General features: G+C 72.7%; 24 protein-coding genes and 1 riboswitch. Of the genes, 5 read left to right on the plus strand and 19 right to left on the minus strand.

Translation table 11 applies throughout. The features are described 5' to 3' along the window. Window positions 1-309: 309 nt before the first annotated feature. Window positions 310-741, minus strand: coding sequence for a DUF6640 family protein (locus J1M46_RS05795; protein WP_206446958.1), 432 nt, complete (start codon window positions 739-741; stop codon window positions 310-312). On the opposite strand from J1M46_RS05795, the gene J1M46_RS15595 reads away from it, so the two are divergent. Further along, window positions 698-1,255: a MarR family transcriptional regulator gene (locus J1M46_RS15595; protein WP_342384291.1), complete on the plus strand. Its 558-nt coding sequence runs from the start codon at window positions 698-700 to the stop codon at window positions 1,253-1,255. The two genes, J1M46_RS05795 and J1M46_RS15595, sit on opposite strands and share 44 nt — an antisense overlap. A gap of 92 nt (window positions 1,256-1,347) precedes the next feature. Here J1M46_RS15595 and J1M46_RS05805 read toward each other — a convergent pair whose 3' ends face one another. Together J1M46_RS05805 and J1M46_RS05810 are read right to left on the minus strand one after the other, a co-directional pair. Further along, window positions 1,348-1,644 (minus strand): hypothetical protein, encoded by a 297-nt coding sequence (locus J1M46_RS05805; RefSeq protein WP_241249034.1) that lies wholly within the window; start codon window positions 1,642-1,644, stop codon window positions 1,348-1,350. 210 nt (window positions 1,645-1,854) lie between these two features. Continuing rightward, on the minus strand, window positions 1,855-2,706 hold the full coding sequence (locus J1M46_RS05810; protein ID WP_206446960.1) for a siderophore-interacting protein: 852 nt from the start codon (window positions 2,704-2,706) through the stop codon (window positions 1,855-1,857). A gap of 78 nt (window positions 2,707-2,784) precedes the next feature. Between J1M46_RS05810 and J1M46_RS05815 the strand changes: the two genes are divergently transcribed. Then, complete coding sequence (locus J1M46_RS05815) at window positions 2,785-3,135, plus strand: metallopeptidase family protein (RefSeq protein ID WP_206446961.1); 351 nt, start codon at window positions 2,785-2,787, stop codon at window positions 3,133-3,135. 12 nt (window positions 3,136-3,147) lie between these two features. Here the strand turns inward: J1M46_RS05815 and J1M46_RS05820 are convergent, their stop codons facing one another. From J1M46_RS05820 to J1M46_RS05835, 4 genes are read right to left on the minus strand one after another with little or no spacing between them, the layout of a single operon-like run. Next, entirely contained in the window at window positions 3,148-3,636 is a 489-nt protein-coding gene (locus J1M46_RS05820) for a hypothetical protein (RefSeq protein ID WP_206446962.1), read from the minus strand. Beyond that, complete coding sequence (locus tag J1M46_RS05825; RefSeq protein WP_206446963.1) at window positions 3,633-4,415, minus strand: energy-coupling factor transporter transmembrane component T family protein; 783 nt, start codon at window positions 4,413-4,415, stop codon at window positions 3,633-3,635. The genes J1M46_RS05820 and J1M46_RS05825 overlap by 4 nt, the downstream gene beginning before the upstream one ends. Further along, window positions 4,412-5,899 (minus strand): ABC transporter ATP-binding protein, encoded by a 1,488-nt coding sequence (locus tag J1M46_RS05830; protein ID WP_206446964.1) that lies wholly within the window; start codon window positions 5,897-5,899, stop codon window positions 4,412-4,414. Before J1M46_RS05830 ends, J1M46_RS05825 begins: the two co-directional genes overlap by 4 nt. Next, entirely contained in the window at window positions 5,896-6,504 is a 609-nt protein-coding gene (locus J1M46_RS05835) for an ECF transporter S component (protein ID WP_206446965.1), read from the minus strand. Before J1M46_RS05835 ends, J1M46_RS05830 begins: the two co-directional genes overlap by 4 nt. Window positions 6,505-6,530: 26 nt before the next feature. Next, window positions 6,531-6,639: riboswitch (TPP riboswitch) on the minus strand. Window positions 6,640-6,683: 44 nt separating this feature from the next. Here J1M46_RS05835 and J1M46_RS05840 point away from each other — a divergent pair. Continuing rightward, on the plus strand, window positions 6,684-7,463 hold the full coding sequence (locus J1M46_RS05840) for a GDSL-type esterase/lipase family protein (protein ID WP_206446966.1): 780 nt from the start codon (window positions 6,684-6,686) through the stop codon (window positions 7,461-7,463). On the opposite strand, the gene J1M46_RS05845 is transcribed toward J1M46_RS05840, so the two are convergent. Both J1M46_RS05845 and J1M46_RS05850 read right to left on the minus strand, forming a co-directional pair. After that, complete coding sequence (locus tag J1M46_RS05845; protein WP_206448603.1) at window positions 7,464-8,306, minus strand: DUF3097 domain-containing protein; 843 nt, start codon at window positions 8,304-8,306, stop codon at window positions 7,464-7,466. Between the two features lie 91 nt (window positions 8,307-8,397). After that, the gene (locus J1M46_RS05850; protein ID WP_206446967.1) at window positions 8,398-9,429 is read right to left on the minus strand and encodes an LLM class F420-dependent oxidoreductase; all 1,032 of its coding nucleotides are present in this window, start codon (window positions 9,427-9,429) and stop codon (window positions 8,398-8,400) included. 96 nt (window positions 9,430-9,525) lie between these two features. Between J1M46_RS05850 and J1M46_RS05855 the strand changes: the two genes are divergently transcribed. After that, window positions 9,526-10,446 (plus strand): TIGR03560 family F420-dependent LLM class oxidoreductase, encoded by a 921-nt coding sequence (locus J1M46_RS05855; RefSeq protein ID WP_206446968.1) that lies wholly within the window; start codon window positions 9,526-9,528, stop codon window positions 10,444-10,446. Window positions 10,447-10,519: 73 nt separating this feature from the next. Here the strand turns inward: J1M46_RS05855 and J1M46_RS05860 are convergent, their stop codons facing one another. The 5 genes from J1M46_RS05860 to J1M46_RS05880 form a co-directional block, all read right to left on the minus strand. Further along, window positions 10,520-10,798: a GlsB/YeaQ/YmgE family stress response membrane protein gene (locus tag J1M46_RS05860; protein ID WP_092918768.1), complete on the minus strand. Its 279-nt coding sequence runs from the start codon at window positions 10,796-10,798 to the stop codon at window positions 10,520-10,522. A 151-nt stretch (window positions 10,799-10,949) separates the two neighbouring features. Then, entirely contained in the window at window positions 10,950-12,461 is a 1,512-nt protein-coding gene (gatB, locus tag J1M46_RS05865; protein ID WP_206446969.1) for an Asp-tRNA(Asn)/Glu-tRNA(Gln) amidotransferase subunit GatB, read from the minus strand. After that, window positions 12,458-13,981, minus strand: a complete 1,524-nt coding sequence (gene gatA / locus J1M46_RS05870) for an Asp-tRNA(Asn)/Glu-tRNA(Gln) amidotransferase subunit GatA (protein ID WP_206446970.1) — start codon at window positions 13,979-13,981, stop codon at window positions 12,458-12,460. Before gatA ends, gatB begins: the two co-directional genes overlap by 4 nt. Next, window positions 13,981-14,280: an Asp-tRNA(Asn)/Glu-tRNA(Gln) amidotransferase subunit GatC gene (gene gatC / locus J1M46_RS05875; RefSeq protein ID WP_206446971.1), complete on the minus strand. Its 300-nt coding sequence runs from the start codon at window positions 14,278-14,280 to the stop codon at window positions 13,981-13,983. Before gatC ends, gatA begins: the two co-directional genes overlap by 1 nt. Window positions 14,281-14,314: 34 nt before the next feature. After that, complete coding sequence (locus J1M46_RS05880; RefSeq protein WP_206446972.1) at window positions 14,315-15,271, minus strand: YdcF family protein; 957 nt, start codon at window positions 15,269-15,271, stop codon at window positions 14,315-14,317. Window positions 15,272-15,369: 98 nt separating this feature from the next. Between J1M46_RS05880 and J1M46_RS05885 the strand changes: the two genes are divergently transcribed. After that, complete coding sequence (locus tag J1M46_RS05885) at window positions 15,370-16,422, plus strand: Rv2578c family radical SAM protein (protein ID WP_206446973.1); 1,053 nt, start codon at window positions 15,370-15,372, stop codon at window positions 16,420-16,422. Between the two features lie 12 nt (window positions 16,423-16,434). Here J1M46_RS05885 and J1M46_RS05890 read toward each other — a convergent pair whose 3' ends face one another. The 5 genes from J1M46_RS05890 to ligA form a co-directional block, all read right to left on the minus strand. After that, entirely contained in the window at window positions 16,435-17,106 is a 672-nt protein-coding gene (locus J1M46_RS05890; protein ID WP_206446974.1) for an alpha/beta hydrolase, read from the minus strand. Between the two features lie 106 nt (window positions 17,107-17,212). Then, window positions 17,213-18,151 carry a phosphotransferase enzyme family protein gene (locus J1M46_RS05895; protein ID WP_206446975.1) on the minus strand — a complete coding sequence of 313 codons (939 nt, stop codon included), beginning with the start codon at window positions 18,149-18,151 and terminating at the stop codon, window positions 17,213-17,215. 35 nt (window positions 18,152-18,186) lie between these two features. Then, entirely contained in the window at window positions 18,187-19,353 is a 1,167-nt protein-coding gene (locus tag J1M46_RS05900) for an AAA family ATPase (protein WP_092918752.1), read from the minus strand. Then, window positions 19,350-19,856, minus strand: coding sequence for a mycothiol transferase (locus J1M46_RS05905; protein WP_206446976.1), 507 nt, complete (start codon window positions 19,854-19,856; stop codon window positions 19,350-19,352). Before J1M46_RS05905 ends, J1M46_RS05900 begins: the two co-directional genes overlap by 4 nt. After that, complete coding sequence (gene ligA / locus J1M46_RS05910; RefSeq protein ID WP_206446977.1) at window positions 19,856-22,282, minus strand: NAD-dependent DNA ligase LigA; 2,427 nt, start codon at window positions 22,280-22,282, stop codon at window positions 19,856-19,858. Before ligA ends, J1M46_RS05905 begins: the two co-directional genes overlap by 1 nt. Window positions 22,283-22,298: the final 16 nt, after the last annotated feature.

The following is a 22,298-nucleotide window of genomic DNA, read 5'->3' on the forward strand; positions in this document are numbered from 1 at the left end:
CCCCCGTACCAGATCGGCCCCTCACCACTCCCCCGCTGCGGCCGCAGCGCGACCGAGTAGCCGGCCACGACGTCCGTGCGCTGCGACGCATAGCGCGGCCGCACGAGCACGTCGGCGGCGCGCATACGGAGCAGGCCTGCTGGCCACCTTGATCCCGCTGGGCGTGTTCTCGGGCGCGTTCGGCTCTCTGCTCGGCGAGCACCGCGGCGCGCTGATCACCACCGTTGGTGCTGAACACGCTCAACAGCGACCAGTTCGTCAGCAAGCCGCCGCTGCAGGAAATCCGACGGTGGAACACCGCCGCGGAGATCAGCGCGCGTCGTGGGATCGGTCCTGGCTGCGGTCCAGCAGGTACCCGGCGGCGATCAGCGCGAGGAAGAACCCGCTCCCGAACCGCTCGTTGATCCACACTCCTTTTACTCTGGGTATCAGCTCGGGGAACTCTGATTCGAGCCCCTTCGCTCCCGGGAACAGGAAGCTGAGACCCATGGCCGCCCAGAAGACCGCCGGCAGAAGGGCCCCGATCCGGCGGTTGTCTCGTGGTGAGCCACCGCGTCGGCCGAGATAGTAGAGCGATGCGGAACCGAGCAGCATCCCGACCGAGATGGTCAGCGCGTCATGGAACTTGGCGCGCGGAGTCCATGCCGGGTTGAACAGGTGGGTGCGGTTCCAGTCCGCAGCGAACCCGCCGACCGCCGTGATTCCGGCAGCCGCCCGGAGGATCCGCCGACCAGCTCGCATCACTCCACGCTACCCGCGCGACCGCCGGGCGAGGAAGAGCTGCGACGAACACACACACACACTCGTCCACGGTGCTGCCGCCACCTGTGCACGGCCCGCACTGAGGCGCTCGCGCCCGAGCTCCGGGGTTTCGCTTGCAACGATGTCCGACATCGTGGACCGGCTGGAAGCGCACGAAATGGTGCGGCGGGAACCCGATCGGAGCGATCACCGTGTCCGGAGGGTCGGCGCCACAGCGGTGGGTCGCGATACCGTCCAGCGACTTCTCGCCGCCCGTCCGCACCTGAGCCGCCCACCGCTGGAGCGGCTGGGCGGTGGCGGTGCGGGCATCCCGCACCGCGCGATGCATCTGCACGACGGTGCGACCGAACATGAGGAGCTGCTGCAGCATCGCCAGTTCCGCCGCCATCGACTGCGGCCCCCGCGACGCGGCCGCGATCACCAGCGCGGCGCCGGCGAACGGGCTTGTGTCGTCGGTTGTCGAACGCTGACTCGGTTTCTTCGACGACGTTGACGTAGTTCGTCAACGATCCAGCCGGCGGTGGTCGCGGGCGAAGCGTTCCCCGAGCTGTCCTGATCCCCGGTCCTCACACGGCGTCTTGTGTGTCACCGATCAGATGCGTTCGACCCGTCGTCCACGACGAGCCCAGCCTCGACAAGCGCGGCCCGCACAACCTTGCGGTCCACACCCATCCGCCGCCCGATCGCCCGCATCGAGACACCTGCTCGCCCAAGGCGCACGGCCTCCGCCTTCTCGTCGATACCCAACCTTGGGCGACGCCTCGGCACGTTCCGGCGACGAAGGTGCGAGAACACCGTGGCGCGGTGGACGCCGTACCGCTCGGCGAGCGCCTTGACGCCTGTCCCGGCCAGGTAGTCGCCGACCAGAGCATCCACCTCCACGGCCGTGAGAAAAGTTTGAGCCGTCTCGACAGTCCTCACGACAGGGCCACGACCGTCCTTCGGGGCGCTATCCTGCGGACGCCGCGAGACCTCGTAGACCCCACGATTTAAGCGGTTGACAAGGGTTTTCGTCTTGGGGGCGGGGTTGCCGAACGTGCTACCCAGGCACCCAGCACGAAGCCCCGGTCATCAGACCGGGGCTTCTGTCGTTCACTCGCTCGGCAGGATCTGACCGACCGGCTCGCGCTTCTCGGCCTGGAAGCGCTGCTCGGTGCGGCCCTGCGCCCAGTAGCCAGAGAGCGAGACCTGCGCGCGCTCCAGGCCGCGGCGCTTGAAGAGCTCGTCGCGCATCGCCTTCATCGACTCGCGCTCACCGTGCACGAACGCCTGCACGCGGCCTTCGGGCCACGCCAGCTGCGCCACCGTCTCTGCCAGCAGCCCGATGGTCTCGGCGCGCGGCTCGCCGCGATGCAGCCAGCGCACCTCGACGCCGGCCGGTGCCGCGATGCTGATCTCCTCCGACGCATCCCGCACCTCGATGACCGCGACGCCCCGCGCATCCGCCCCGAGCGCCTCGATGGCGCGAGCGATCGCGGGCAGCGCCGACTCGTCGCCCGCGAACAGGTGCCAGTCAGCAGTCTCGTCGGGCACGAAGGCGCCGCCGGGGCCGTTGAGCGCGATGCGCTCCCCCGGCTGCACGCTCGCGGCCCACGGGCCCGCGAGCCCCTCGGCGCCGTGGACGACGAAGTCGAGTGCGATGGACTCGGCCGTCACCTCGCGCACCGTGTACGTGCGGGTGACGGGCAGGTCGTCGGCAGCGAGCATCTCGCGCAGCGCCTCAAGGTCGTAGGGCGGCTCGAGGCCGAGCTCGGGCTTGACGAACAGCAGCTTCACGTAGGCATCGGTGCACGCGTTCGGCGTGAAGGTGGCCATGCCCGCACCGCCGAGCCGGACGCGCACGAGGCTCGGCGCGATGCGCTCGCTGCTCAGCACCTCCAGCACGTGCTGGGGCCGGGGCGGGCGATGTGTGCGGACAGACGCGGCGCGATCAGGGAGGCTCATATGCCCCCCAGGGTATCAGCAGGTGAGGGTTACCTAACTTCTGCTGCTTGGGCGGAGGCGGCGCATCGGTGCGAGAGGATGCTGACCGTGGACATGTCCCAGGATGCCTTCGAAGCGCTCGTGACCGAGGTGCTCGACGAGCTGCCGGACGAGATGGTCGAGGGGCTCGACAACGTCGTCTTCCTGGTCGAGGACGCGCATCCCGACGAGGATCTGCTGGGGCTCTACGAGGGCGTCGCCATCACCGACCGCGGCAACTACGGCTTCGGCGAGCTGCCCGACCGCATCATGGTGTACCGCCTGCCGCACATCGAGACCAGCGAGACCCTGGACGAGCTGCGCGGCGAGGTGCGCACGACGCTCGTGCACGAGATCGCGCACTTCTACGGGATCGACGACGCGCAGCTGCACCAGCTGGGCTGGGCCTGAGCGCGCGCGGCCTCAGGTCGCCGTCGCCCGCCGCTCGTCCGCGAGCGAGGCCGGGTCGTTCGCGGCGATGTGGGCGTCCTCCTGCGCGCGCCACAGCATCCACCACGAGTCGTCGCCGTCGCGCTGCAGCGCTCGGGCGCGCCGCACCGCCTCGGGAGCCTCGAGCCAGATGGCGCGCTCGGCGTGCAAGCGGCTCTCGATCGTCAGCGAGCCGCAGCCCTCGATGACCAGCGGCTGCCCGGGCTCCGCACGATCCTCGGGCCCCCAGTCGCCGAGCGACCAGTCCCAGCGCCGCCACACCGCGACCTCGCCTGCCGCGAGGGGCGCGAGGATGCCGCGCTCGAGCAGGCGGGAGCCGGTGGCGAGCCCGTGCCAGCCGGCGTAGAGGTCGTCCATGTGGATGACGCGTGCACCGGTCTGGGCCGCGAGCCGCTCGGCGAGCTCGGTCTTGCCGGAGCCCGAGCGCCCGTCGACGATCGCGATCGGGGTGGTGCCGCTCACAGGGCGCCCTGCCACACCGGGCGGAAGGATCCCGTCGCGAGCGCCGTGCCGACCGCGAGCGCGACCACCACCGCCGTGACCAGCAGCAGCACCGCATCCGCCCGGGTCAGTCTCGAGGGGCGAGCCCAGGTGCGCTCGGCGTCCCCGAAGCCGCGCGCCTCCATCGCGGTCGCGAGGGTGCCGCCGCGGCGCAGCGCCACCACCAGCAGCGCGAACGCCGCCTGCAGCGCGCGCCGCACGGCGCCGGTGTCGCCCAGCCCGCGGGCGCGCCTGGCCAGCGCGATCTGCCGCCAATCCTCCCCCAGCACGCCGAACAGCCGCACGCCGGCGAGCGCGGCGAGCACGAAGCGGTGCGGCAGGCGCGCCACCTGCGCGAGGCCGTCGGCGAGCCGGGTCGGATCGAGGCCGACGAGCCCCACCAGGATCGGCACGCCGATGGCGAGCACGCGCAGCCCGATCGCGAGCGCCAGCTCGATCGACTGATCGCTGATGACGATGAGCCAGAGCTGGGCGTGGATGCGCCCGCCCGGCTCTGCGTAGAGCAGCATGCTGACCGCCGACAGCGGGGCGGCGAGCAGCAGCGGCCAGGATCGGCGCAGCACGGTGCGCGGCCCGATGCCGGCGCTGGCGAACACGATGATCCAGGCGCCGAGCGCGATGGCCGCCGAGACGAGGTCGATGGTGAGCAGCATCGGCACCGAGTACAGGACCGCGGCGACGAACGGGGTCACCGGGTTCACCCGGTCGAGGCCTCGCGGCGTGCGTGTCAGCGCGGTCATGCTCGCTCCGCCCGAGGCGCGAGGCCGCCGTGCTCGGCCGCCGTACCGCCGAGCCGCAGCGTGCGGTCGCCGAGCACCCGCTCGACGTCGGGGTCGTGGGTGATCGCGACGACCGAGCATCCGCGATCGTCGACGAGCGAGGCGATCAGGCGCACGAGCTCCGTCCAGGTGCGGCGGTCCTGCCCGAAGGTGGGCTCGTCGAGCACCATCACCCTGGGAGCGGGAGCCAGCACGGTCGCGACCGAGAGCCGTCGCTGCTCGCCGCCCGAGAGCGTGAAGGGGTTGGCGTCGGCCAGCGCCTCCAGGCGCAGCGCCGCGAGCAGGCCGTCCACGCGCTGCGCGATCTCGTGCTTCGGCTGCTGCAGCGCCACCAGACCCGCCGCGATCTCGTCTCGCACCCGCGCGGCGACGAACTGATGCTCGGGCTGCTGGAAGACCGTGCCGATGCGACGCGCGAGCTGCTTCGGGCGCCAGCGGATCGGCCGCGGCTCGCGCACGTCGGGGGCGCGCAGCGGCTCGGTCGCCCGCACCTCGCCCTCGACCGCCGGCAGCAGCCCCGCGAGCGTCAGCGCGAGCGTCGACTTGCCGGCGCCGTTCGGCCCGGTCACGACGAGCGCCTCGCCTGCGCGGACCTCGAGCGAGACCGCCTCGTGGACCACCTCGCCGGCCCGGCCGGAGCGCACCGCGTCGAGCTCGAGCAGCGCCTCCCCCGCGTGCCGCGTGCCCCGCGCCACCTCCACCGGCAGCCCCGGCACCCAGACGCCGTCGGCCGCGAGCTGCTCACCGTGCGCGCCCAGCACGCTCGCGGGCGAGCCGTCCGCCGCCGCTCCCCCGCCGGCCGCGAGCACCACGACGCGGTCGACCACCGGCAGCCAGGTCTCCACGCGGTGCTCGACGACCACGAGCGTCGCGCCGGTCTCGGCGGCGACGCGCGCCACCGCATCCCGCACCTCGACGACCCCGGCGGGGTCGAGGTTGGCCGTGGGCTCGTCGAGCAGGATGAGCCCCGGTCGCATCGCGATGACGCCGGCGAGCGCGAGCCGCTGCCGCTGGCCGCCCGAGAGCGCGGCGGTGGAGCGGTCGAGCGCGACGTCGAGGGCGACAGCCTCGAGCGCGTGCCGCACGCGGCTCCAGATCTCGTCTCGCGGCACGGCGAGGTTCTCGCAGCCGAACGCCACGTCGTCGCCGACGCGCGACATGATCGTGTTCGCCTGCGGGTCCTGCAGCACCAGGCCGGCCGTGCCCCGCAGCGACGACGGATGCGCGCCGTCGACCGTCAGCTCACCGGTCTCATCGCCCTCGTCGTCGCCGCCGAGCACCCCGGCGAGCGCTGCCAGCAGGGTCGACTTGCCCGCTCCCGAGGGGCCGAGCAGCAGCACCCGCTCGCCGGGCTCGACCTCGAGATCGAGCCCGGCGACGGCAGGGGCGTCGCGACCCGCGTGCTGCCAGCCCCATCCGCGGGCGCGGATGCGGGAGCCGGTCATCTGCCGCGCGCTCGTCCCGACGCGAAGCGGTCGAGCACGCCCGTCGCCGCCAGTGCCCGCGTCAGCAGCCAGCCGACGAGGCCCGCGAGCAGCGCGCCCGAGACGATCAGGCAAGCGAGGTAGATCATGAGGAACTCGCCACTCATGGCGAGGTTGCCGGAGGTGAACAGCTCGAGCGTCCAGGCCGCGACGGCCGCACCCACGCCGGCGAGCATCGCCACCGGCAGCCCGAAGCGCCGGTAGGCGAAGAGCAGGAAGATGAGCTCGGCGCCGAGGCCCTGCGCGATGCCGGCGTACACGGTCTCGATGACCCACTGGCTGCCGAGCAGCATCGAGACGAGGGAGGCGAGCAGCTCGACGAACAGCGCGGCGCCGGGCTTGCGGATGATGAGCCCGCCGAGCACGCCGCCGATGAGCCAGATGCCGACGGCGAGGCCGCCGAAGCCGGGGGTGAGCGCGTCCATGGCGCTGAACCAGACGTAGCCGACGCCGTTCCAGAGCACGAACAGCAGCCCCGTGGCGACGCCGAGGACTGCGGCGACGACGATGTCGACGACCCGCCAGCTGCTCGTGCGCCTCGCCGGCGCGGTGGATGTGGTGGTCATTCGAAGTGCCTTTCTCTCGGTGAGATGGCACGGGTGACGTGTCTCCCTGCGCTGGCATGATCCAGATCAGGTATGACGGTCGAAGGCTGCGGCCTTCCTCTCAGCCCGGCGCACCGGACTCCCGTGTCTGCAGGCAGTCTAGCCCGGACGCATGCAGACGGCGGCCGTAGGCTGGCGCGGTGGAAGAGACCGAGGCCGCACCGCAGATCCGATCGTTCGTCGCCATCGGCGACAGCTTCACCGAGGGCGTCGGCGACGAGCTGCCCGACGGCACGGTGCGCGGCTGGGCAGACTTCGTCGCCGCCGGGCTCGCGACGGCGCAGGGAACGCCGGTGCGCTACGCCAACCTCGCCATCCGCGGGCGCAAGCTGCACGGCATCCTCTCCGAGCAGCTGGAGGCGGCGATCGCGCTCGAGCCAGAGGCGATCAGCATCAACGGCGGCGGCAACGACATCCTGCGGCCGCGGGTCTCGATCGACCACGTCGGGGAGCGCCTGGCCGTGGCCGCGCACCGCATCGCAGCCGCGGGCATCCGCCCCATCCTCCTCTCTGGCGGCAATCCGAGCCTGGTGATGCCGATCGGCGCCGTCATGCAGCGTCGGGGCGACGCGCTCGCGCGGGCGGTCGAGAGCCGCATCAGCGACCTCGACGCGCCCTACGTCGACAACTGGGGCGACCTTGAGCTGCGCAGCCCGCGCTTCTGGTCGTCCGACCGGCTGCACCTCAACACCGCTGGCCATGCGCACGTGGCGCGCAACGTGCTGCGCGCCCTCGGGCATGCGGCCCCGGAGGGCTGGCGCGACCTGGCGGCGGCGACGACCGCAGAGGGCAGGCGGAACCTGGCGTACTACCGCCAGTACGTGCTGCCCTGGCTCGGCCGCCGCATCACCGGCCGCTCATCCGGCGACGGCCGCGACCCGAAGCACGCGACGCTCGTCGAGGTGCAGCCGCTCGCCTGATCAGCCGGGCGGCGCGGTCACGAAGTCGATCAGCTCCTCGACACGGCCCAGCAGCTCGGGCTCGAGGTCGTTCCAGTCGCGCACCCGCGAGCGGATGCGCTGCCACGCGCGCCCGACATCCTCCTGGCTGCCGTGCGGCATGCCCAGGCGTCGGAGCGTGCCGCGCTTCCAGTCCTCGCCCCTCGGCACCTCCGGCCACGCCGCGATGCCGAGCCGTGCAGGCTTCACCGACTGCCAGATGTCGATGAACGGATGCCCGACGATGCGCACGTGCGCGGCATGCGGCCCGCTCATCACGGCTTGGGCGATGCGGGTCTCCTTCGAGCCCGCCACCAGGTGGTCGAGCAGGATGCCGAGGCGCCGCGCGCGGGTCGGCGCGAACTCGGCGACGATCGCCGCCAGATCGTCGGCGCCGTGCAGCGGCTCGACGACGACGCCCTCGACCCGCAGATCGTGCCCCCACACCTGCTCGACCAGCTCTGCGTCGTGCACGCCCTCCACCAGGATGCGGCTGGGCAGCGCGACGCGCGCCTTGAGGCCCTCGACCGCGCGCGAACCGGATGCGGTGCGCGTCGGCCCCGCCTGCTTCGCCGCCGCAGGCACGAGCTCGATCTCGACGCCGTCGACGAAGAAGCCGCGGCCGAGCGGGAAGGCGCGCACCGTGCCGCGCCGGTCCTCCAGGTGCACGTTGCCGGCCTCCACACCGACGACCGCACCGACGTAGCCGTCGTGCCGCTCGACGACGAGCTCGCGCTGGGCCGGCACGCGCTTGGGCGGCACCGGCGCGCGAGCGGCCTTCGCCTCGGGCGAGAGCACATCGCCGCCCCAGCTGTCCCAGTCCATCTGCACCGGACGATCCTAGGCTCGCTCCCGGGTGGAGGTGGCCTGGCTCGCCGCGCCCGTGCCTGAGAGCAGCAGGCTCGGCGCCGCTGCCTCAGCGCAGCTGCGCGACCGCCCGCACCGCGGTGATGTCGCCCTGCACCAGGATGCGCGTGACGACCGACTCCTCCCAGCGGGCCAGGCCGTCGCGGATGCGCTGCACCGGCCCGATCAGCCCGATCTCGTCGACGAGCCGCGTAGGCACGGCAGCGATCGCCTCGGCCTTGCGGCCCGCGAGGTAGTGCTCCTGGATCTCGAGACACTCGGCCTCGAAGCCCAGCCGCGCCACCGCGTCGAAGTGGAAGTTCGCGCCCTTCGCGCCCATCCCGCCGACGTAGAGGGCGATCATCGGGCGCAGCCGGTCCGCGGCGGCCTCGACGTCCTGGTCGACGACGATCGGCACCGGCACGGACACCTCGAACGCCTCCGCGTCGGGCAGCCCTGGATCGCGCTTGGCGAAGCCCTCGGCGAGCAGCGACCGCGCCTCCGCGTCGTTCGCGGGCGAGAACAGGAAGGGCAGCCAGCCGTCGGCGATCTCGGCGGCGAGCGAGGTGTTCTTGGGCCCCTCTGCCGCGAGGTGGATGGGGATGTGCTGGCGCAGCGGATGCAGCGTCGACATGAGCGGCTTGCCCAGCCCGGTCGTGCCCTCGCCGGTGCGCGGCAGCGGCAGCTGCGGCCCGGGCGCCGACACCGGTGCCTCGCGCGCCATCACGTCGCGCAGGATCCCGACGTACTCGCGCGTGCGCGCGAGCGGCTTCGGGAAGGCCTGGCCGTACCAGCCCTCCACCACCTGCGGTCCGCTGACGCCCAGGCCCAGGATGACGCGGCCGCCGGAGAGGTGGTCGAGCGTCATCGCCGCCATCGCGGTCGCGGCGGGCGTGCGTGCCGAGAGCTGCGCGATGCCGGTCGCGAGCTTGATCGTGCTGGTCGACGAACCCCACCATGCCAGCGGCGTGAACGCATCCGACCCGTACGCCTCGGCGGTCCACACCGAGTCGAAGCCCAGCAGCTCCGCCTCCTGCACCGTCTCGAGCGCGCCCGCGGGCGGGCCGGCCTTCCAGTAGCCGAGCATGTAGCCGTAGTCCATGCGCCGATCCTGGCATCTCCGCCGACCGCGCCGCCCGACCTTGTGGCTGATCGACCACCGAGACGCTGTCAGCGGGGGTTGCCTAGGCTGTCAGACATGGACTTCCGCATCTTCACCGAGCCCCAGCAGGGCGCCTCCTACGACGAGCTGCTCGCTGTGGCGCTCCGCACCGAGCAGCTGGGCTTCGACGGCTTCTTCCGCTCCGACCACTACCTGCGCATGGGCGACGGCGATCCCGGCTATGGGCCGACGGATGCGTGGACGTCGCTGGCAGGGCTGGCGCGCGACACGTCGCGGGTGCGGCTGGGCACGCTGGTCTCCTCCGTCACCTACCGCCTGCCCGGGATCCTGGCCGTGCAGGTCGCGAACGTCGACGCGATGTCGGGCGGCCGGGTCGAGCTGGGGCTCGGCACCGGCTGGTTCGCGGAGGAGCACGCCGCCTACGGCATCCCCTTCCCGAAGCGCCGCTTCGACCTGCTGGAGGAGCAGCTCGCGATCGTGACGGGCATGTGGGCGACGCCTGCCGGCGCCCGCTTCTCGTTCGAGGGCGAGCACTATGCGATCGTCGACTCCCCCGCACTGCCGGAGCCCGCGCAGGATCGGCTGCCGGTGATCGTCGGCGGCCTCGGCGAGAAGCGCACCCCGCGGCTCGCCGCTCGGTTCGCCGACGAGCACAACCTGTCCTTCCCCACCTTCGACCGCATCCGCCCCCTGTTCGCCGCGCTCGACCGCGCCATCGAGGTCGAGGAGCGCACGCGGCCGGTCGTGCGCTCGGTGGCGATGGTGGCCTGCGTCGGCGAGGACGAGGCGACGGTCGCACGCCGCGCGGCGGCGATCGGCCGAGAGCCCGCCGAGCTGCGCGAGCACGGCATCGCCGGCACGCGCGCCGAGGTCGAGGACCGACTGGGCGCCCTCGCCGACGACGGCGTCGAGCGGGTCTACCTCCAGACGCTCGACCTGACGGACCTGGACCATCTCGACGAGCTGGCTGCGTTCACGGGCACGGCCGTCGAGTAGCGGCCGAAGGCCGCGCAGCGGGACGCAGAAGGGGGCCGCCCGCAGGCAGCCCCCTTCGTGTCGCGTGCGAGCGTCAGGCGCTCGTGCGGCCGCGATTCTTGGTGATGAGGCCCCAGATCAGCAGCACGACGAGCGCGCCACCGATCGCGAAGAGCCAGCCGAGCGGCGAGAAGAACGAGCCGTAGATGTCGTTGTCCGGCCAGATGGCGCCGGCGATCCAGCCGCCGAGCATGGCGCCCACGACACCGAGCAGCAGCGTGACGATCCAGCCGCCGCCCTGCTTGCCGGGCAGGATGAGCTTTGCGAGCGCACCCGCGATGAGTCCGAAGATGAGGAAGACGAGGAATCCCATGATGTGCGAGTCCTTCCGTGTCGGGGCGGTGCAAGGGCAGCTCCGCCTTGGTCACCGCGATCTGCGGCTTCTGATCGTGAGCGTACCCCTCAACCTGTGAAGTTTCTTGGGATGCGGCGGAACCAGAGATCGCCGGATCCGCACCGAATCTTCAGCCGCTCGCGCGCTCCAGCACGATCTCGCGCACGCGAGCCGCATCCGCCTGACCGCGCATCGCCTTCATCACCGCACCGATCACCGCACCGGCCGCCTGCACCTTGCCGTCGCGGATCTTCTGCAGCACATCGGGTTGCGCGGCGAGCGCCTCATCCACCGCGGCGACCAGCGCCGACTCGTCGATGACCACCTTGAGCCCGCGCGCCTCGGCCACCTCTGCGGGGCTGCCCTCGCCGGCCATGACGCCCTCGAGCGCCTGTCGAGCCAATCGGTCGGTGAGCACTCCCTCGTCGATCAGCCGCTGCAGCTCGGCCACGTGGGCGGGCTCGACGAGCGATGCCGCCTCGACGCCGCGCTCGTTGGCGACGCGGGCGATCTCGCCCGTCCACCACTTGCGCGCGCTCTGCGGCGCCGCACCGGCGGCGACGGTCGCGTCGACGAGGTGCAGCATGTCGCCGTTGACGACGTCCTGGAACTCGAGGTCGCTGAACCCCCACTCAGCCTTCAGGCGGCGTTTGCGCGCGACGGGCTGCTCGGGCAGCGCGGCGCGCAGCTCCTCCACCAGCGCGCGGCTGGGCTCGACCGGCAGCAGGTCGGGCTCCGGGAAGTAGCGGTAGTCGTCGGCGTCGGACTTGGGCCTGCCGGGGCTCGTCGCCCCGGTGTCCTCGTGCCAGTGGCGCGTCTCCTGCGTGATGGTGCCGCCGTCGGCGAGGATCGCCGCCTGACGCTGGATCTCGTAGCGCACGGCGCGCTCGACCGAGCGCATCGAGTTGACGTTCTTCGTCTCGGTGCGGGTGCCGAGACGCTCCGAGCCGCGCGGTCGCAGCGAGACGTTCGCGTCGCAGCGCAGGTTGCCGCGCTCCATGCGGGCTTCCGAGATGCCGAGCGAGAGCACGATGTCGCGGATGGCGCCGACGTAGGCCTTCGCGAGCTCTGGCGCGTCGTGCTCGGCGCCGAAGATCATGTGCGTGACGATCTCCACCAGCGGCACGCCGGCCCGGTTGTAGTCGACCAGCGAGTACTCGGCGCCCTGGATGCGGCCGGTGGAGCCGCCGACGTGCGTGAGCTTGCCGGCATCCTCCTCCATGTGCGCGCGCTCGATCGGCACCGTGAACTGCCGGCCGTTCGCCAGCTCGATCTCGACCTGCCCCTCGAAGGCGATGGGCTCGTCGTACTGCGAGATCTGGTAGTTCTTCGGGGTGTCCGGGTAGAAGTAGTTCTTCCGCGCGAAGCGGCACGAGGTCGCGATCTCGCAGCCGAGCGCGAGCCCGAGCGAGATCGAGTAGCGCACGGCGGTCTCGTTCGTGACCGGCAGACTGCCGGGCAGCCCGAGGCTGAGCGGGTCGATGAGCGTGTTCGGCTCGGCGCCGTGGAACTCGGGGTGGGCCGGGTTCGGCGCGGCCGAGAACATCTTCGTCTTCGTGCCCAGCTCGACGTGCACCTCGAAGCCGAGCACCGGCTCGAACAGCTCGAGCGCCTTGTCGAAGTCCATCAGCTTCGCCTTCATGCCGCGCCTCCTGCGAGCTCGGGGGCCTTGGTGGTGAGGATGCCGCCCCAGCCGTCGGCGAGCAGCGCCTCGATGGTCGCACCCGCGCGGTAGAGCCGCGCATCCTCGAACATCGGGGCGAGCAGCTGCAGGCCGACGGGCAGCCCGTCGTCGCCGAGGCCCATGGGCAGGCCCATGCCCGGGATGCCCGCGAGGTTCGCGGGGATCGTGGTGATGTCGTTGACGTACATCGCCAGCGGGTCGTCGATCTTCTCGCCGATCTTGAAGGCGGTGGTCGGCGCCGCCGGGCTGATCAGCAGGTCGGCCTGCTCGAACGCGGCGTCGAAGTCGCGCTGGATGAGCGTGCGCACCTTCTGCGCCGAGCCGTAGTAGGCGTCGTAGTAGCCGGCCGAGAGCGCATAGGTGCCGAGGATGATGCGGCGCTTCACCTCCGGGCCGAAGCCCGCCTCGCGGCTGGCCGCCATCACGTCCTCCACCGTCTGGCCCTGCTGCTCGACCCGGAGGCCGAAGCGCACCGAGTCGAAGCGGGCGAGGTTGGAGGAGGCCTCCGCCGGGAGGATCAGGTAGTAGGCGGCGACCGAGTACGCGAACGACGGGCACGAGACCTCGACGACCTCGGCCCCCGCATCCGTCAGCACCTGCACGGTCTCCTTGAAGCGCGCCTGCACGTCGGCGGCGATGCCCTCGCTGTCGAGCTCCTTGACGACGCCGACCTTCAGCCCGGCGAGGCTGCCCGATGCGGCGCCCTCGCGGGCGGCGGCGGTGAACGAGGGCCACTCGCGCTTGAGGCTCGTCGAGTCGTGGGGGTCGTGCCCGCCGATGACGTCGTGGATGAGCGCCGAGTCGAGCACCGTGCGGGTCACGGGCCCGACCTGGTCGAGGCTGGAGGCGAGTGCGATCGCGCCGTAGCGGCTGACGCCGCCGTAGGTGGGCTTGACGCCGACCGTGCCGGTGACCGCGGCTGGCTGGCGGATGGAGCCGCCGGTGTCGCTGCCGAGGGCGAAGGGAGCCTCGAATGCCGCGACCGCAGCCGCTGAGCCGCCGCCGGAGCCACCCGGGATGCGCTCGGTGTCCCAGGGGTTGCGGGTGGGGCCGTAGGCGGAGTGCTCGGTGGACGAGCCCATCGCGAACTCATCCATGTTGGTCTTGCCGAGGGCGACGAGTCCGGCGGCCTTCAGCCGGGCGACGACCGTCGCGTCGTAGGGCGGCACCCAGCCCTCGAGGATCCTGGAGCCAGAGGTCGAGGGCATGCCGATCGTGCACAGCACGTCCTTGATCGCCACCGGGGCGCCAGCGAGCGCGTGCAGCTGCTCGCCGCTCGCGCGGCGCTCGTCGATCGCCTTCGCCTGCTCGAGCGCGCCGCCGTTGACGTGCAGGAAGGCATGGATCTCGCCGTCGACGGCGGCGATGCGGTCGAGATGAGCCTGCGTGGCCTCGACGCTGGAGACGTCGCCGGCCGCGATCAGGGTGGCGAGCTCGTGGCCCGGCAGGCGCGTCAGCTCGCTCGGTGCCTGCTCCATCACTGCTCCTCCCCCAGGATCGCCGTGACGCGGAAGCGCTCGCCGTCGTGGCTCGGCGCGCCCGCGAAGGCCTGCTCGTGCGTGAGCGTCTCGCCGACCACGTCCTCGCGCAGGACATTGGCCATCGGCACCGGGTGGCTGGTGGCGGGGATGTCGTCGCCCGCGACCTCGCGGACGGTCGCGATGGCGTCGACGATCTGCGACAGCTCGGCGGTCAGGCTCGTCACCTCATCGTCGGTGAGCGCGATGCGAGCCAGTCCAGCCAAGTGCTGGACATCCTCGCGAGTGATCTCAGACATGCGTCTCCTCGTCGTGAGCGGGGTTCCCTCAATCCTACGGTTGCTGGACCACGGCCCAGGCCGCGAGCACCCACAGCACGGCCGCCGCGCCGATGCACCACCAGCGGTGCTCTGCTGCGACCGCGAGCGCCTCCCGCACGACGGCCCCCGGCAGGTACGAGCGCCGGGTTCGCGCGCCGACCACCGTGCCGTCGATGCCCGTGCGCACCAGCAGCCACGCCGTGCGGTAAGCGTGGTACTCGCTCGTGACCACCGCGAGCGGCGCGCGTGCAGGCGCGGCGAGGAACGGCCGCGAGAGCTCGAGGTTCTCGCGCGTCGTCGTCGACGCCTCCTCCAGGTCGATCGCACCGGCGGCGACGCCGAGACGACGGATGAGGTGCTCGGCCATCGCCGACGCCTCGGTGCGCACCTCGTCCGGTCCCTGCCCGCCGGCGACCACGATGCGCGCATCGGGACGCGCGGCGAGTGAGCGGCGCCAGAGCTCGGCACCGCGCTCGACCCGGGTGCGCAGCAGCGGTCCGACCTCGCGGCCGCGCAGGCCCGCGCCCAGGATCAGCACCGTGCCCGCAGCGGGCACCGAGCGCCCTCGCCGCAGGTGGATGAGGATCGCCAGCGCGAGCGCCGCCGCCGCGCAGCCGCCGACCCACAGCGGCAGCGCCAGCAGCAGGAGCGTGCGCGCCAGAGCCGCATCGCTCCCGGCCGCCACCACGATGGCGATCGCGAGCAGCAGCATCCCACCCCCGAGCAGTGCGATGAGCAGGTCGATGCGGCGCACGCGCACCAGCCGCGTGAGCACCGCGGCATGCCACAGGGACGCGCCGCCGAGCCCGATCGTGGCGACCAGCGCGGCGGCGACCAGCAGCGCCCAGCCACCCTGCACCATCGGCACATCGAGCCAGACCGTGATCGGACGGCGCAGCACCCGCGTCAGCAGGAATGCGAAGGCCACGACGATCCCCGTCGCCCAGAGCGCCGGGCGCAGCGCGCGCATCCGTCGGCTCCCCCACACGGTCAGCAGACTATCGACGCGCCTTCGGCGGATGGCGGCGAGGCTTGCGCGAGGCTCGAACGTGTGTTCGAATGGTGCGCATGCGATGGGAAGGGCAGACGGCGACGCACGTCGACACCGATGCGCTGCCGGGCCTCGAGGCGCGCGGCAGCGTGCTCGAGCAGTGGCCGACGCCCGGCTTCGACGGCGTCTCGTTCATGGAGATCACCGCGAAGAGCGCCCTCAACCGGGTGCCCGGCGACGGCTTCATGGGCGGCAGCTGGACGATCAACCCCTACCGCGGCTGCCAGCACGCCTGCCGCTACTGCTTCGCCCGCAACACGCACACCTACCTCGATCTCGACGCGGGCGCCGACTTCGACTCCCGCATCGTCGTGAAGGCCAACCTGGTCGAGGTGCTCAGGCGCGAGCTCGCCGGTCCTCGCCGGGAGGTCGACGCGGTGCAGCTGGGCACGAACACCGACCCGTACCAGCGGGCGGAGGGCCGCTACCGGCTGATGCCGGGCGTGCTGCAGGCGCTCGCGCGGCACGGCGCATCGATCTCGATCCTCACCAAGGGCACGCTGCTGCGGCGCGACCTGCCGCTGCTCGCGTCGATCGCGCGCGACGTGCCGGTCTCCGTCGCGATGTCGATCGCGATCTTCGACGACGAGCTGCAGCAGCAGGTCGAGCCGGGCACGCCGACCACCCGCTCGCGTCTCGCGACCGTGAGCGCGGTGCGGGAGGCGGGGCTCGACTGCGCCGTCTTCGCGACGCCGATCCTGCCCGGGCTGACCGACACGCGCGAGCACCTCGAGCGCGCATTCGCCGACATCGCCGAGGCGGGTGCGACGAGCGCGATCGCCAGCTCGCTGCACCTGCGACCCGGCGCCCGCGAGTGGTACCTGTCGTGGCTGCGGCAGGAGCATCCGCATCTCATCCCCCTCTACGGCCGCATCTATGGGCGCGGCGCCTACGCCAAGCGCGAGTACCGCGACTGGCTGCGCGACCGCATCGCGCCGCTGCTGCGGCAGCACCGGCTCGCGCGGGTACTCACGACCGCGGGCACCGGGCTCGCCGCTCCCCCGCCGCGGGCGAGGCAGCTGCCGTCGACGAGCCAGCCCACGCCGGAGCCGGTGCCGACCCTGTTCTGAGCGGAGCGCCGCTCAGCCGGCGTCGATGAAGGCGCGGATGCGCTCCGAGCACTCGGGATGGTCGATGACGCGGTGCCCGTGGCCCGCGAGCACCGCGTGCTCGGCGCCCAGCTCGACGAGCGAAGCGGCGACCTCTTCGTACTCGTCGTTCCAGCCGCCGCTGAGCACGAGCGTGCGGGTCTCGGCGATGCAGTCCGGGTCGACCCGATGCCGCCACGGTGCGCCGTGCAGCCGCGTGCGCCGCGACCACGACAAGGCGTCCGGTGTGACGAGCGGGCCGGGATCCTCGCCCTGGAGCGCACGGAGGAAGCTGCGCCCGAAGCGCTCATCCGTCAGTGCCGCGTCGAGGTAGATCGGCTCGAGCCGTGCGATCAGCGCGGCGCTCGCGGGCTGCTCGCGCGAGAGCTGGAAGAGCGCCGGCTCGATGAGCACGAGCGCGGCAGGCTGCTCCATGCACGCGGCGATCGCCGCGCTCACGCCGCCGAAGCTGTAGCCGACCAGGCCGTCCGCCTCGGCCGCCTCCAGCGCCAGCAGATGGGCGGCGGCCGCGACATCACCGACGGCCGGAGCGTCGTCGCCGTAGCCGGGCAGCACCGGGAAGCGAGCATCCGGGAACGCCTCCGCCTGCTCGGGGAAGGCCTGCCGGCCGACGTGGCCGCTGCCGTGGGCGAAGACCAGCCGCATGCCGCTCAGCACTCCCGCTCGCCGGGCACCGGGGCGCTCGGTTCGGTGCGGGATGCAGGCATGCGCTCCACTGTAGGAGCGCCGGCGCTCGCGCGCGAGGCCGGACTCAGCCGAGCGGGAAGCGGGCGTGCTCGTCGAGCGTGAGCAGGTCCTGGAGGTAGCCGAGGTTGCCCTCCGGCACGGCCTCGACACCGTCGGTGAGGTGCCAGGTGCCCCACTCGAGCTTCATGTACGTCAGCGCCGCCGGCCACAGCTCGCGCTCCTGCCGCGTCAACGGGCACGCGGCCAGGTACGCGTCGCGGAACGCCGCCCACTCCGCGCCCCCGAGCGCGCTGCCGCCGGAGCCGGCGTGCTCGAGCGGGAACAGCAGCGCCGCGACCGCCAGGTCGAGGATGCGCGGGGCGAGCGCGGCGTTCTCGAGATCGAGCATCAGTGCGCCCTCGACGTCGAACAGCAGGTTGTCGGCTCGGTGGTCGAGCGATGCGGGCAGCTGCGGCACATCGGCCGCGCGCACGCGCTCGAGCAGCGGCACGAAGCCATCGAGCTGACTCACCCAGCGCGAGACGTCCAGACCCGGCCAGTGCTCCGCGGCGGAGGCCTCGATCGCCGCGATGTCCTCGTCGATCGAGGCGCGCTCCGGGTTGCCCCATTCGAAGCCGGGGAAGCCGTCGATCACGAGCCCCTCGGAGGCGACGTGCATCTCGCCCAGCAGCCGGCCAGCCGCGCCGAGGTCGGCGCTGCCGCCATCCCAGTCGCGCCCGTTGAGGCGCGGGTACGCCACCCAGTGCTCGACACCGTCACCCTCGCCGACGGCCATGGCGGGCGCGAGCGGCGCGACCGTGCGGATGCCCCGGGCCACCAGTGTGCGCTGCCACGCCTCGAGGGGCTCCGGGCTGCCCCACGTCTGCTTGACGATCGCGGGCACCTCCTCGGCGCCGCCGTGCACGCGCGCGCTCCACACCTCGCTCCAGGGCGACAGGGAGGCGCCGCCGTCGATCGTGAGCAGGTCACCGAAGGCGGTCTGGACGTCGTGTCGATCAGCCATGCCGGCACGCTACCGAGCGCGGCTGTGCGGGCGGCTCAGCGCTTCGGCCAGTGCCACGGCGGCTGGTCGAGCAGCCCCTCGCGCCCCGACACGATCGTCTCGCCGTGCTGCTTCTCGAGATCGATGCGGCTGCCGCCGAGCTCGCCGACCAGCTGCTGCTGGTGCGTGACGACGAGCACCTGCGTGCGCTCCGCTGCCCGGCGCACCATCGCGGCCAGCGGCGCGAGCAGCTCGACGTGCAGGCTGCGCTCCGGCTCGTTGAGCACGATGAGGCTCGGCTGCTCGACCGACGTGAGCGCCGCCACCAGCAGCAGGTACTGCAGCGTGCCGTCCGAGAGCTCGGCGGCCGACAGCGTGCGGAGGATGCCGCGCTGGTGCAGCACGGGCGTCATGCGGCCGTCGTGCACGGCGATCTCGAGACCCGAGCCGTCGAACGCGTCGGCGACCGCGCGTGCGATCTCACGATCGAAGCCCGCCTCGATCGACGTGCGCAGCACCGCGGCGAGGTTGCCGCCGTCGTCGTCGAGCCGCGGGCTGCGAGTGCCGACGTGCGGCTGGCGTGCTGGTGCCCCCGGGTCGGTGCGGAACGCGTCGTGGAACCGCCACGAGCGCATCGTGCGGCGCACGCCGGCGATCTCCGGTGCATCCGCTGCGCCCGTGTGCTCGTCGAGCACCGACGTCCACGGCGCGAGGCCGCGGGTGAGCTCGCGCCATCCGCTGTCGCCGCTGGCGCGGGCGAGCTGCCCCCTGCGCTCGATCAGCACGCCGGCTGGGCGCGGGTCGAGGCCCGCGAAGACGTGCTCCTGCTTGATGATCGGGTCGCGGTCGAACATGCTCGGATGCTGCGGGTCGCCCTGCGGTACCGGCAGCCCGAGGTCGATCGCGTAGCCGAGCCCGTCGGCAGCGCCGAAGCCGAGCTTCAGCGCGACGGGTCCGGAACGGCGAAGGCCCTGCGTCGGCCCGCCTTCGCGCACCGCGCGGCTGATCGTCTCCGGCCCCGCCCAGCGCACCGCGTCGAGCCCACCGTCAGCCGCGAGCTCGGCGACCGCGCGAGCCTGCCCGGCGGCCGCGAGCAGGCGGAGCGCGCGATAGAGGCTCGACTTGCCGGTGCCGTTGCGACCGGTCACGACCGTGAGCGGCGCCAGTTCGACCACGAGGGAGCGGATCGAGCGGTAGCCCTCGATCGCGAGCCGATCGATCACGCGCCCTGCAGCCCGCGCACGTAGGCGGCCTGGCCGGCGTGCTGCACGTCGTCGTCGACGATGCTCACCAGCCGCACGCCGAACGTGACGGTCGGATCCCATGCGTCGTCGACGACGCGATCGAGGTCCGCCGCCTCGAGCGTGTCGAGGTAGGCCAGCGTCGCCTCGTGCACGGCAGCCAGGTAGTCGAGCAGCGTCTGCGCGGACTCCGGGCGCACGGCGCGCACATCCTCCTCGTCGTGGCCGTAGCCGGTGTCGTCCGCATCCGACGGCAGTCCGAACCGGGGCGCCCAGGAGCCCGAGGCGTAGACCTGATCGGTGCCGGCGACCTGTGCGATCTGCGCGTCCTGCCCGCGGGCGAGATGCCACACGAGCCAGGCGATCGGGTTCGCGCCCTCGGCGGGCACCCAGGCGAGCTGCTCAGGCGTGAGGCCCTCGACGGCGCGCCGCGCGAGCTGCGGCACGCGCGAGAACGACTCGGTCAGTACGGCGATGGCGTCCATCACTGCTCCTCTGCGATCGGGAGGGCGTCGGGGCCCTCGGTGACGAGGATCCGGAAGCCCTCCGCGTCCAGGATGCGGATGCCGAGATCCTCCGCCTTCGCCAGCTTCGAGCCGGCGCCGGGTCCGGCCGCGACGAAGTCGGTCTTCTTCGACACGCTCGAGGCGGCCTTGCCGCCGGCGGCGATGATCGCCTCCTGCGCCCCGTCGCGCGTGTAGCCCTCGAGCGAGCCGGTCGCGACGACGGTGAGCCCGGCGAGCACGCCGCCGCGCTCGGCGGCCGCGCCGGGACCGGGGTGATCGGGCGTCGCGAACCGCACCCCCGCATCCCGCCAGGTCTGCACGATCTCGCGGTGCCAGTCGACCGCCAACCATTCGACGACCGCGTCGGCGATGATCGGGCCGACGCCGTCGACCTGCGCGAGCTCGGCTGCATCCGCCGTCTCGATCGCCGCGAGCGAGCCGAACCAGTCGGCCAGCGCCCGGGCGGCCACCGGGCCGACGTGGCGGATGTTGAGCGAGACGAGCTGGCGCCAGAGGTCCTTGGTCTTCGCCGCCTCGACCTCGGCCAGCAGCGTGGTCGCCTGCGCCGAGGGGTGCAGCACGCGGTGATCCTTGCGGATGCCGGCCTTGCGGCGCTCGGCCGCCGACATCCCCTCGGCGCCCGGCGGATACGTGAGCTCGACGCGCTGGAACGGGGCGCGCACGACCGGCGCGCCCTCCTCGTCCACCTTGGGCTCGCCGGTCTCGGCGTCGCGCACGACCACCTCGATCGGCACCAGCTCGTCGATGGTGAGGTCGAACAGCCGCGCCTCGGTGACCAGCGGCGGCTCCGGCGGCACGGTCGGCTGCGTCAGCGCGGCGGCGGTCACCTCGCCGAGCGCCTCGATGTCGAGCGCCCCGCGCGAGCCGATGTGCTCGACCCGCCCCCGCACCTGCGCCGGGCAGGAGCGCGCGTTGGGGCAGCGCAGGTCGATGTCGCCCTCCTTCATCGCCCGCAGCGGCGTGCCGCACTCGGGGCAGTCGGCCGGCATCACGAACTCGCGCTCGCTCCCGTCGCGCAGCTCGACGACCGCGCCCAGCACCTCGGGGATGACGTCGCCCGCCTTCCGCAGCACGACGGTGTCGCCGATCAGCACGCCCTTGGCGCGCACCACGTCCTGGTTGTGGAGCGTCGCCTGGCGCACGACCGAGCCTGCGACGTGCACCGGCTCCATCGACGCGTACGGCGTCGCGCGACCCGTGCGCCCGACCGAGACGACGATGTCGAGCAGCTTCGTGTGCACCTCCTCCGGCGGGTACTTGTAGGCGATCGCCCAGCGCGGCGCGCGACTGGTGAAGCCGAGCTCACCGTGCAGCGCGAGCTCGTCGACCTTCACGACCACGCCGTCGAGCTGGTGCTCGACCTCGCCGCGCCCCGCCCCGTACCGCTCGACGAACGCGACCACGCCATCCACGTCGGGCTCGACGCGCGTGTGCGGGCTGGTCGGCAGCCCCCACGAGGCCAGCAGCTCGTACACCTCGCTCTGCGCGGCGACGGGCGGGTCGTCCCACGCGCCGATGCCGTGCACGTAGACCGCGAGCGCGGCGATGCGGGCCTCGCCGGCCTCGTGCTCCAGCCCGGTCTTCTTCTCGAGCTGCTGGCGCAGGCCGCCGGATGCGGCGTTGCGCGGGTTCGCGAAGGTCGGGAACCGGCGCAGCGCGCGGTCGGCCGCCTTCTCCTCGTCGAGCTTCGCGCCCAGCCGGGCGCGATCCTCCTCGACCGAGCGCGGCCGCATCGCCTCCTGCAGCGCGTTCAGCCGCTCGAATGCCGCCACCGGGATGAACGCCTCGCCGCGCACCTCCACGATCTCGGGGTGACCCTCCCCCGTCAGCCGCTCGGGGATGCCCGCCACCCGCAGCGCATTCGTCGTCACGATCTCGCCCACGCGGCCGTCGCCGCGCGTCGCGGCGCTCGTCAGCACCCCGCGCTCGTAGCGCAGCGACACCGCGAGGCCGTCGATCTTCAGCTCGGTCAGCCAGGCGACCCTCCTGCCCGCGGCCGCCTCCGCCTTCGCGCACCACTCGCGCAGCTCCTCGACCGAGAAGACGTTGTCGAGGCTCATCATGCGCTCGGCGTGCTCGATCGTCGGCAGCCCGCTCGCGGCGCCGCCTTGCACCGCCTGCGTGGGCGAGTCCTGGCTCTGCAGCTCCGGGTGCTCACGCTCGAGAACATCCAGCTCGCGCACCAGCGCGTCGTAGCTCGCGTCGTCCATGAGCGAGGCGTCGCGGTCGTAGTACGCGGCGCTCGCCTCCTCGATGCGCTCGCGCAGCTCCTGCACCCTGGTGTTCGCGGCGGTGAGGCTCGTCGCCGTCGACGGTGCTGCGGATGCGTCGGCGTCGCTCGTCGCGGACGTCTCGGTGGTCGTCGGGGCCTTGGGGCTCGCCATGCACCCATCGTGCCAC

It is taken from the genome of Agrococcus sp. KRD186 (genome assembly GCF_017168255.1).
Lineage (GTDB): Bacteria > Actinomycetota > Actinomycetes > Actinomycetales > Microbacteriaceae > Agrococcus.

Coding starts and splice junctions, on each gene's coding strand:
- J1M46_RS05795 (WP_206446958.1), bottom strand. CDS start 741: ATGCGAGCTGGTCGGCGGATCCTCCGGGCGGCTGCCGGAATCACGGCG.
- J1M46_RS05810 (WP_206446960.1), bottom strand. CDS start 2,706: ATGAGCCTCCCTGATCGCGCCGCGTCTGTCCGCACACATCGCCCGCCC.
- J1M46_RS05815 (WP_206446961.1), top strand. CDS start 2,785: ATGCTGACCGTGGACATGTCCCAGGATGCCTTCGAAGCGCTCGTGACC.
- J1M46_RS05825 (WP_206446963.1), bottom strand. CDS start 4,415: ATGACCGCGCTGACACGCACGCCGCGAGGCCTCGACCGGGTGAACCCG.
- J1M46_RS05830 (WP_206446964.1), bottom strand. CDS start 5,899: ATGACCGGCTCCCGCATCCGCGCCCGCGGATGGGGCTGGCAGCACGCG.
- J1M46_RS05835 (WP_206446965.1), bottom strand. CDS start 6,504: ATGACCACCACATCCACCGCGCCGGCGAGGCGCACGAGCAGCTGGCGG.
- J1M46_RS05845 (WP_206448603.1), bottom strand. CDS start 8,306: ATGGACTGGGACAGCTGGGGCGGCGATGTGCTCTCGCCCGAGGCGAAG.
- J1M46_RS05850 (WP_206446967.1), bottom strand. CDS start 9,429: ATGGACTACGGCTACATGCTCGGCTACTGGAAGGCCGGCCCGCCCGCG.
- J1M46_RS05855 (WP_206446968.1), top strand. CDS start 9,526: ATGGACTTCCGCATCTTCACCGAGCCCCAGCAGGGCGCCTCCTACGAC.
- J1M46_RS05860 (WP_092918768.1), bottom strand. CDS start 10,798: ATGGGATTCCTCGTCTTCCTCATCTTCGGACTCATCGCGGGTGCGCTC.
- gatB (WP_206446969.1), bottom strand. CDS start 12,461: ATGAAGGCGAAGCTGATGGACTTCGACAAGGCGCTCGAGCTGTTCGAG.
- gatA (WP_206446970.1), bottom strand. CDS start 13,981: ATGGAGCAGGCACCGAGCGAGCTGACGCGCCTGCCGGGCCACGAGCTC.
- gatC (WP_206446971.1), bottom strand. CDS start 14,280: ATGTCTGAGATCACTCGCGAGGATGTCCAGCACTTGGCTGGACTGGCT.
- J1M46_RS05880 (WP_206446972.1), bottom strand. CDS start 15,271: ATGCGCGCGCTGCGCCCGGCGCTCTGGGCGACGGGGATCGTCGTGGCC.
- J1M46_RS05885 (WP_206446973.1), top strand. CDS start 15,370: ATGCGATGGGAAGGGCAGACGGCGACGCACGTCGACACCGATGCGCTG.
- J1M46_RS05890 (WP_206446974.1), bottom strand. CDS start 17,106: ATGCGGCTGGTCTTCGCCCACGGCAGCGGCCACGTCGGCCGGCAGGCC.
- J1M46_RS05895 (WP_206446975.1), bottom strand. CDS start 18,151: ATGGCTGATCGACACGACGTCCAGACCGCCTTCGGTGACCTGCTCACG.
- J1M46_RS05905 (WP_206446976.1), bottom strand. CDS start 19,856: ATGGACGCCATCGCCGTACTGACCGAGTCGTTCTCGCGCGTGCCGCAG.
- ligA (WP_206446977.1), bottom strand. CDS start 22,282: ATGGCGAGCCCCAAGGCCCCGACGACCACCGAGACGTCCGCGACGAGC.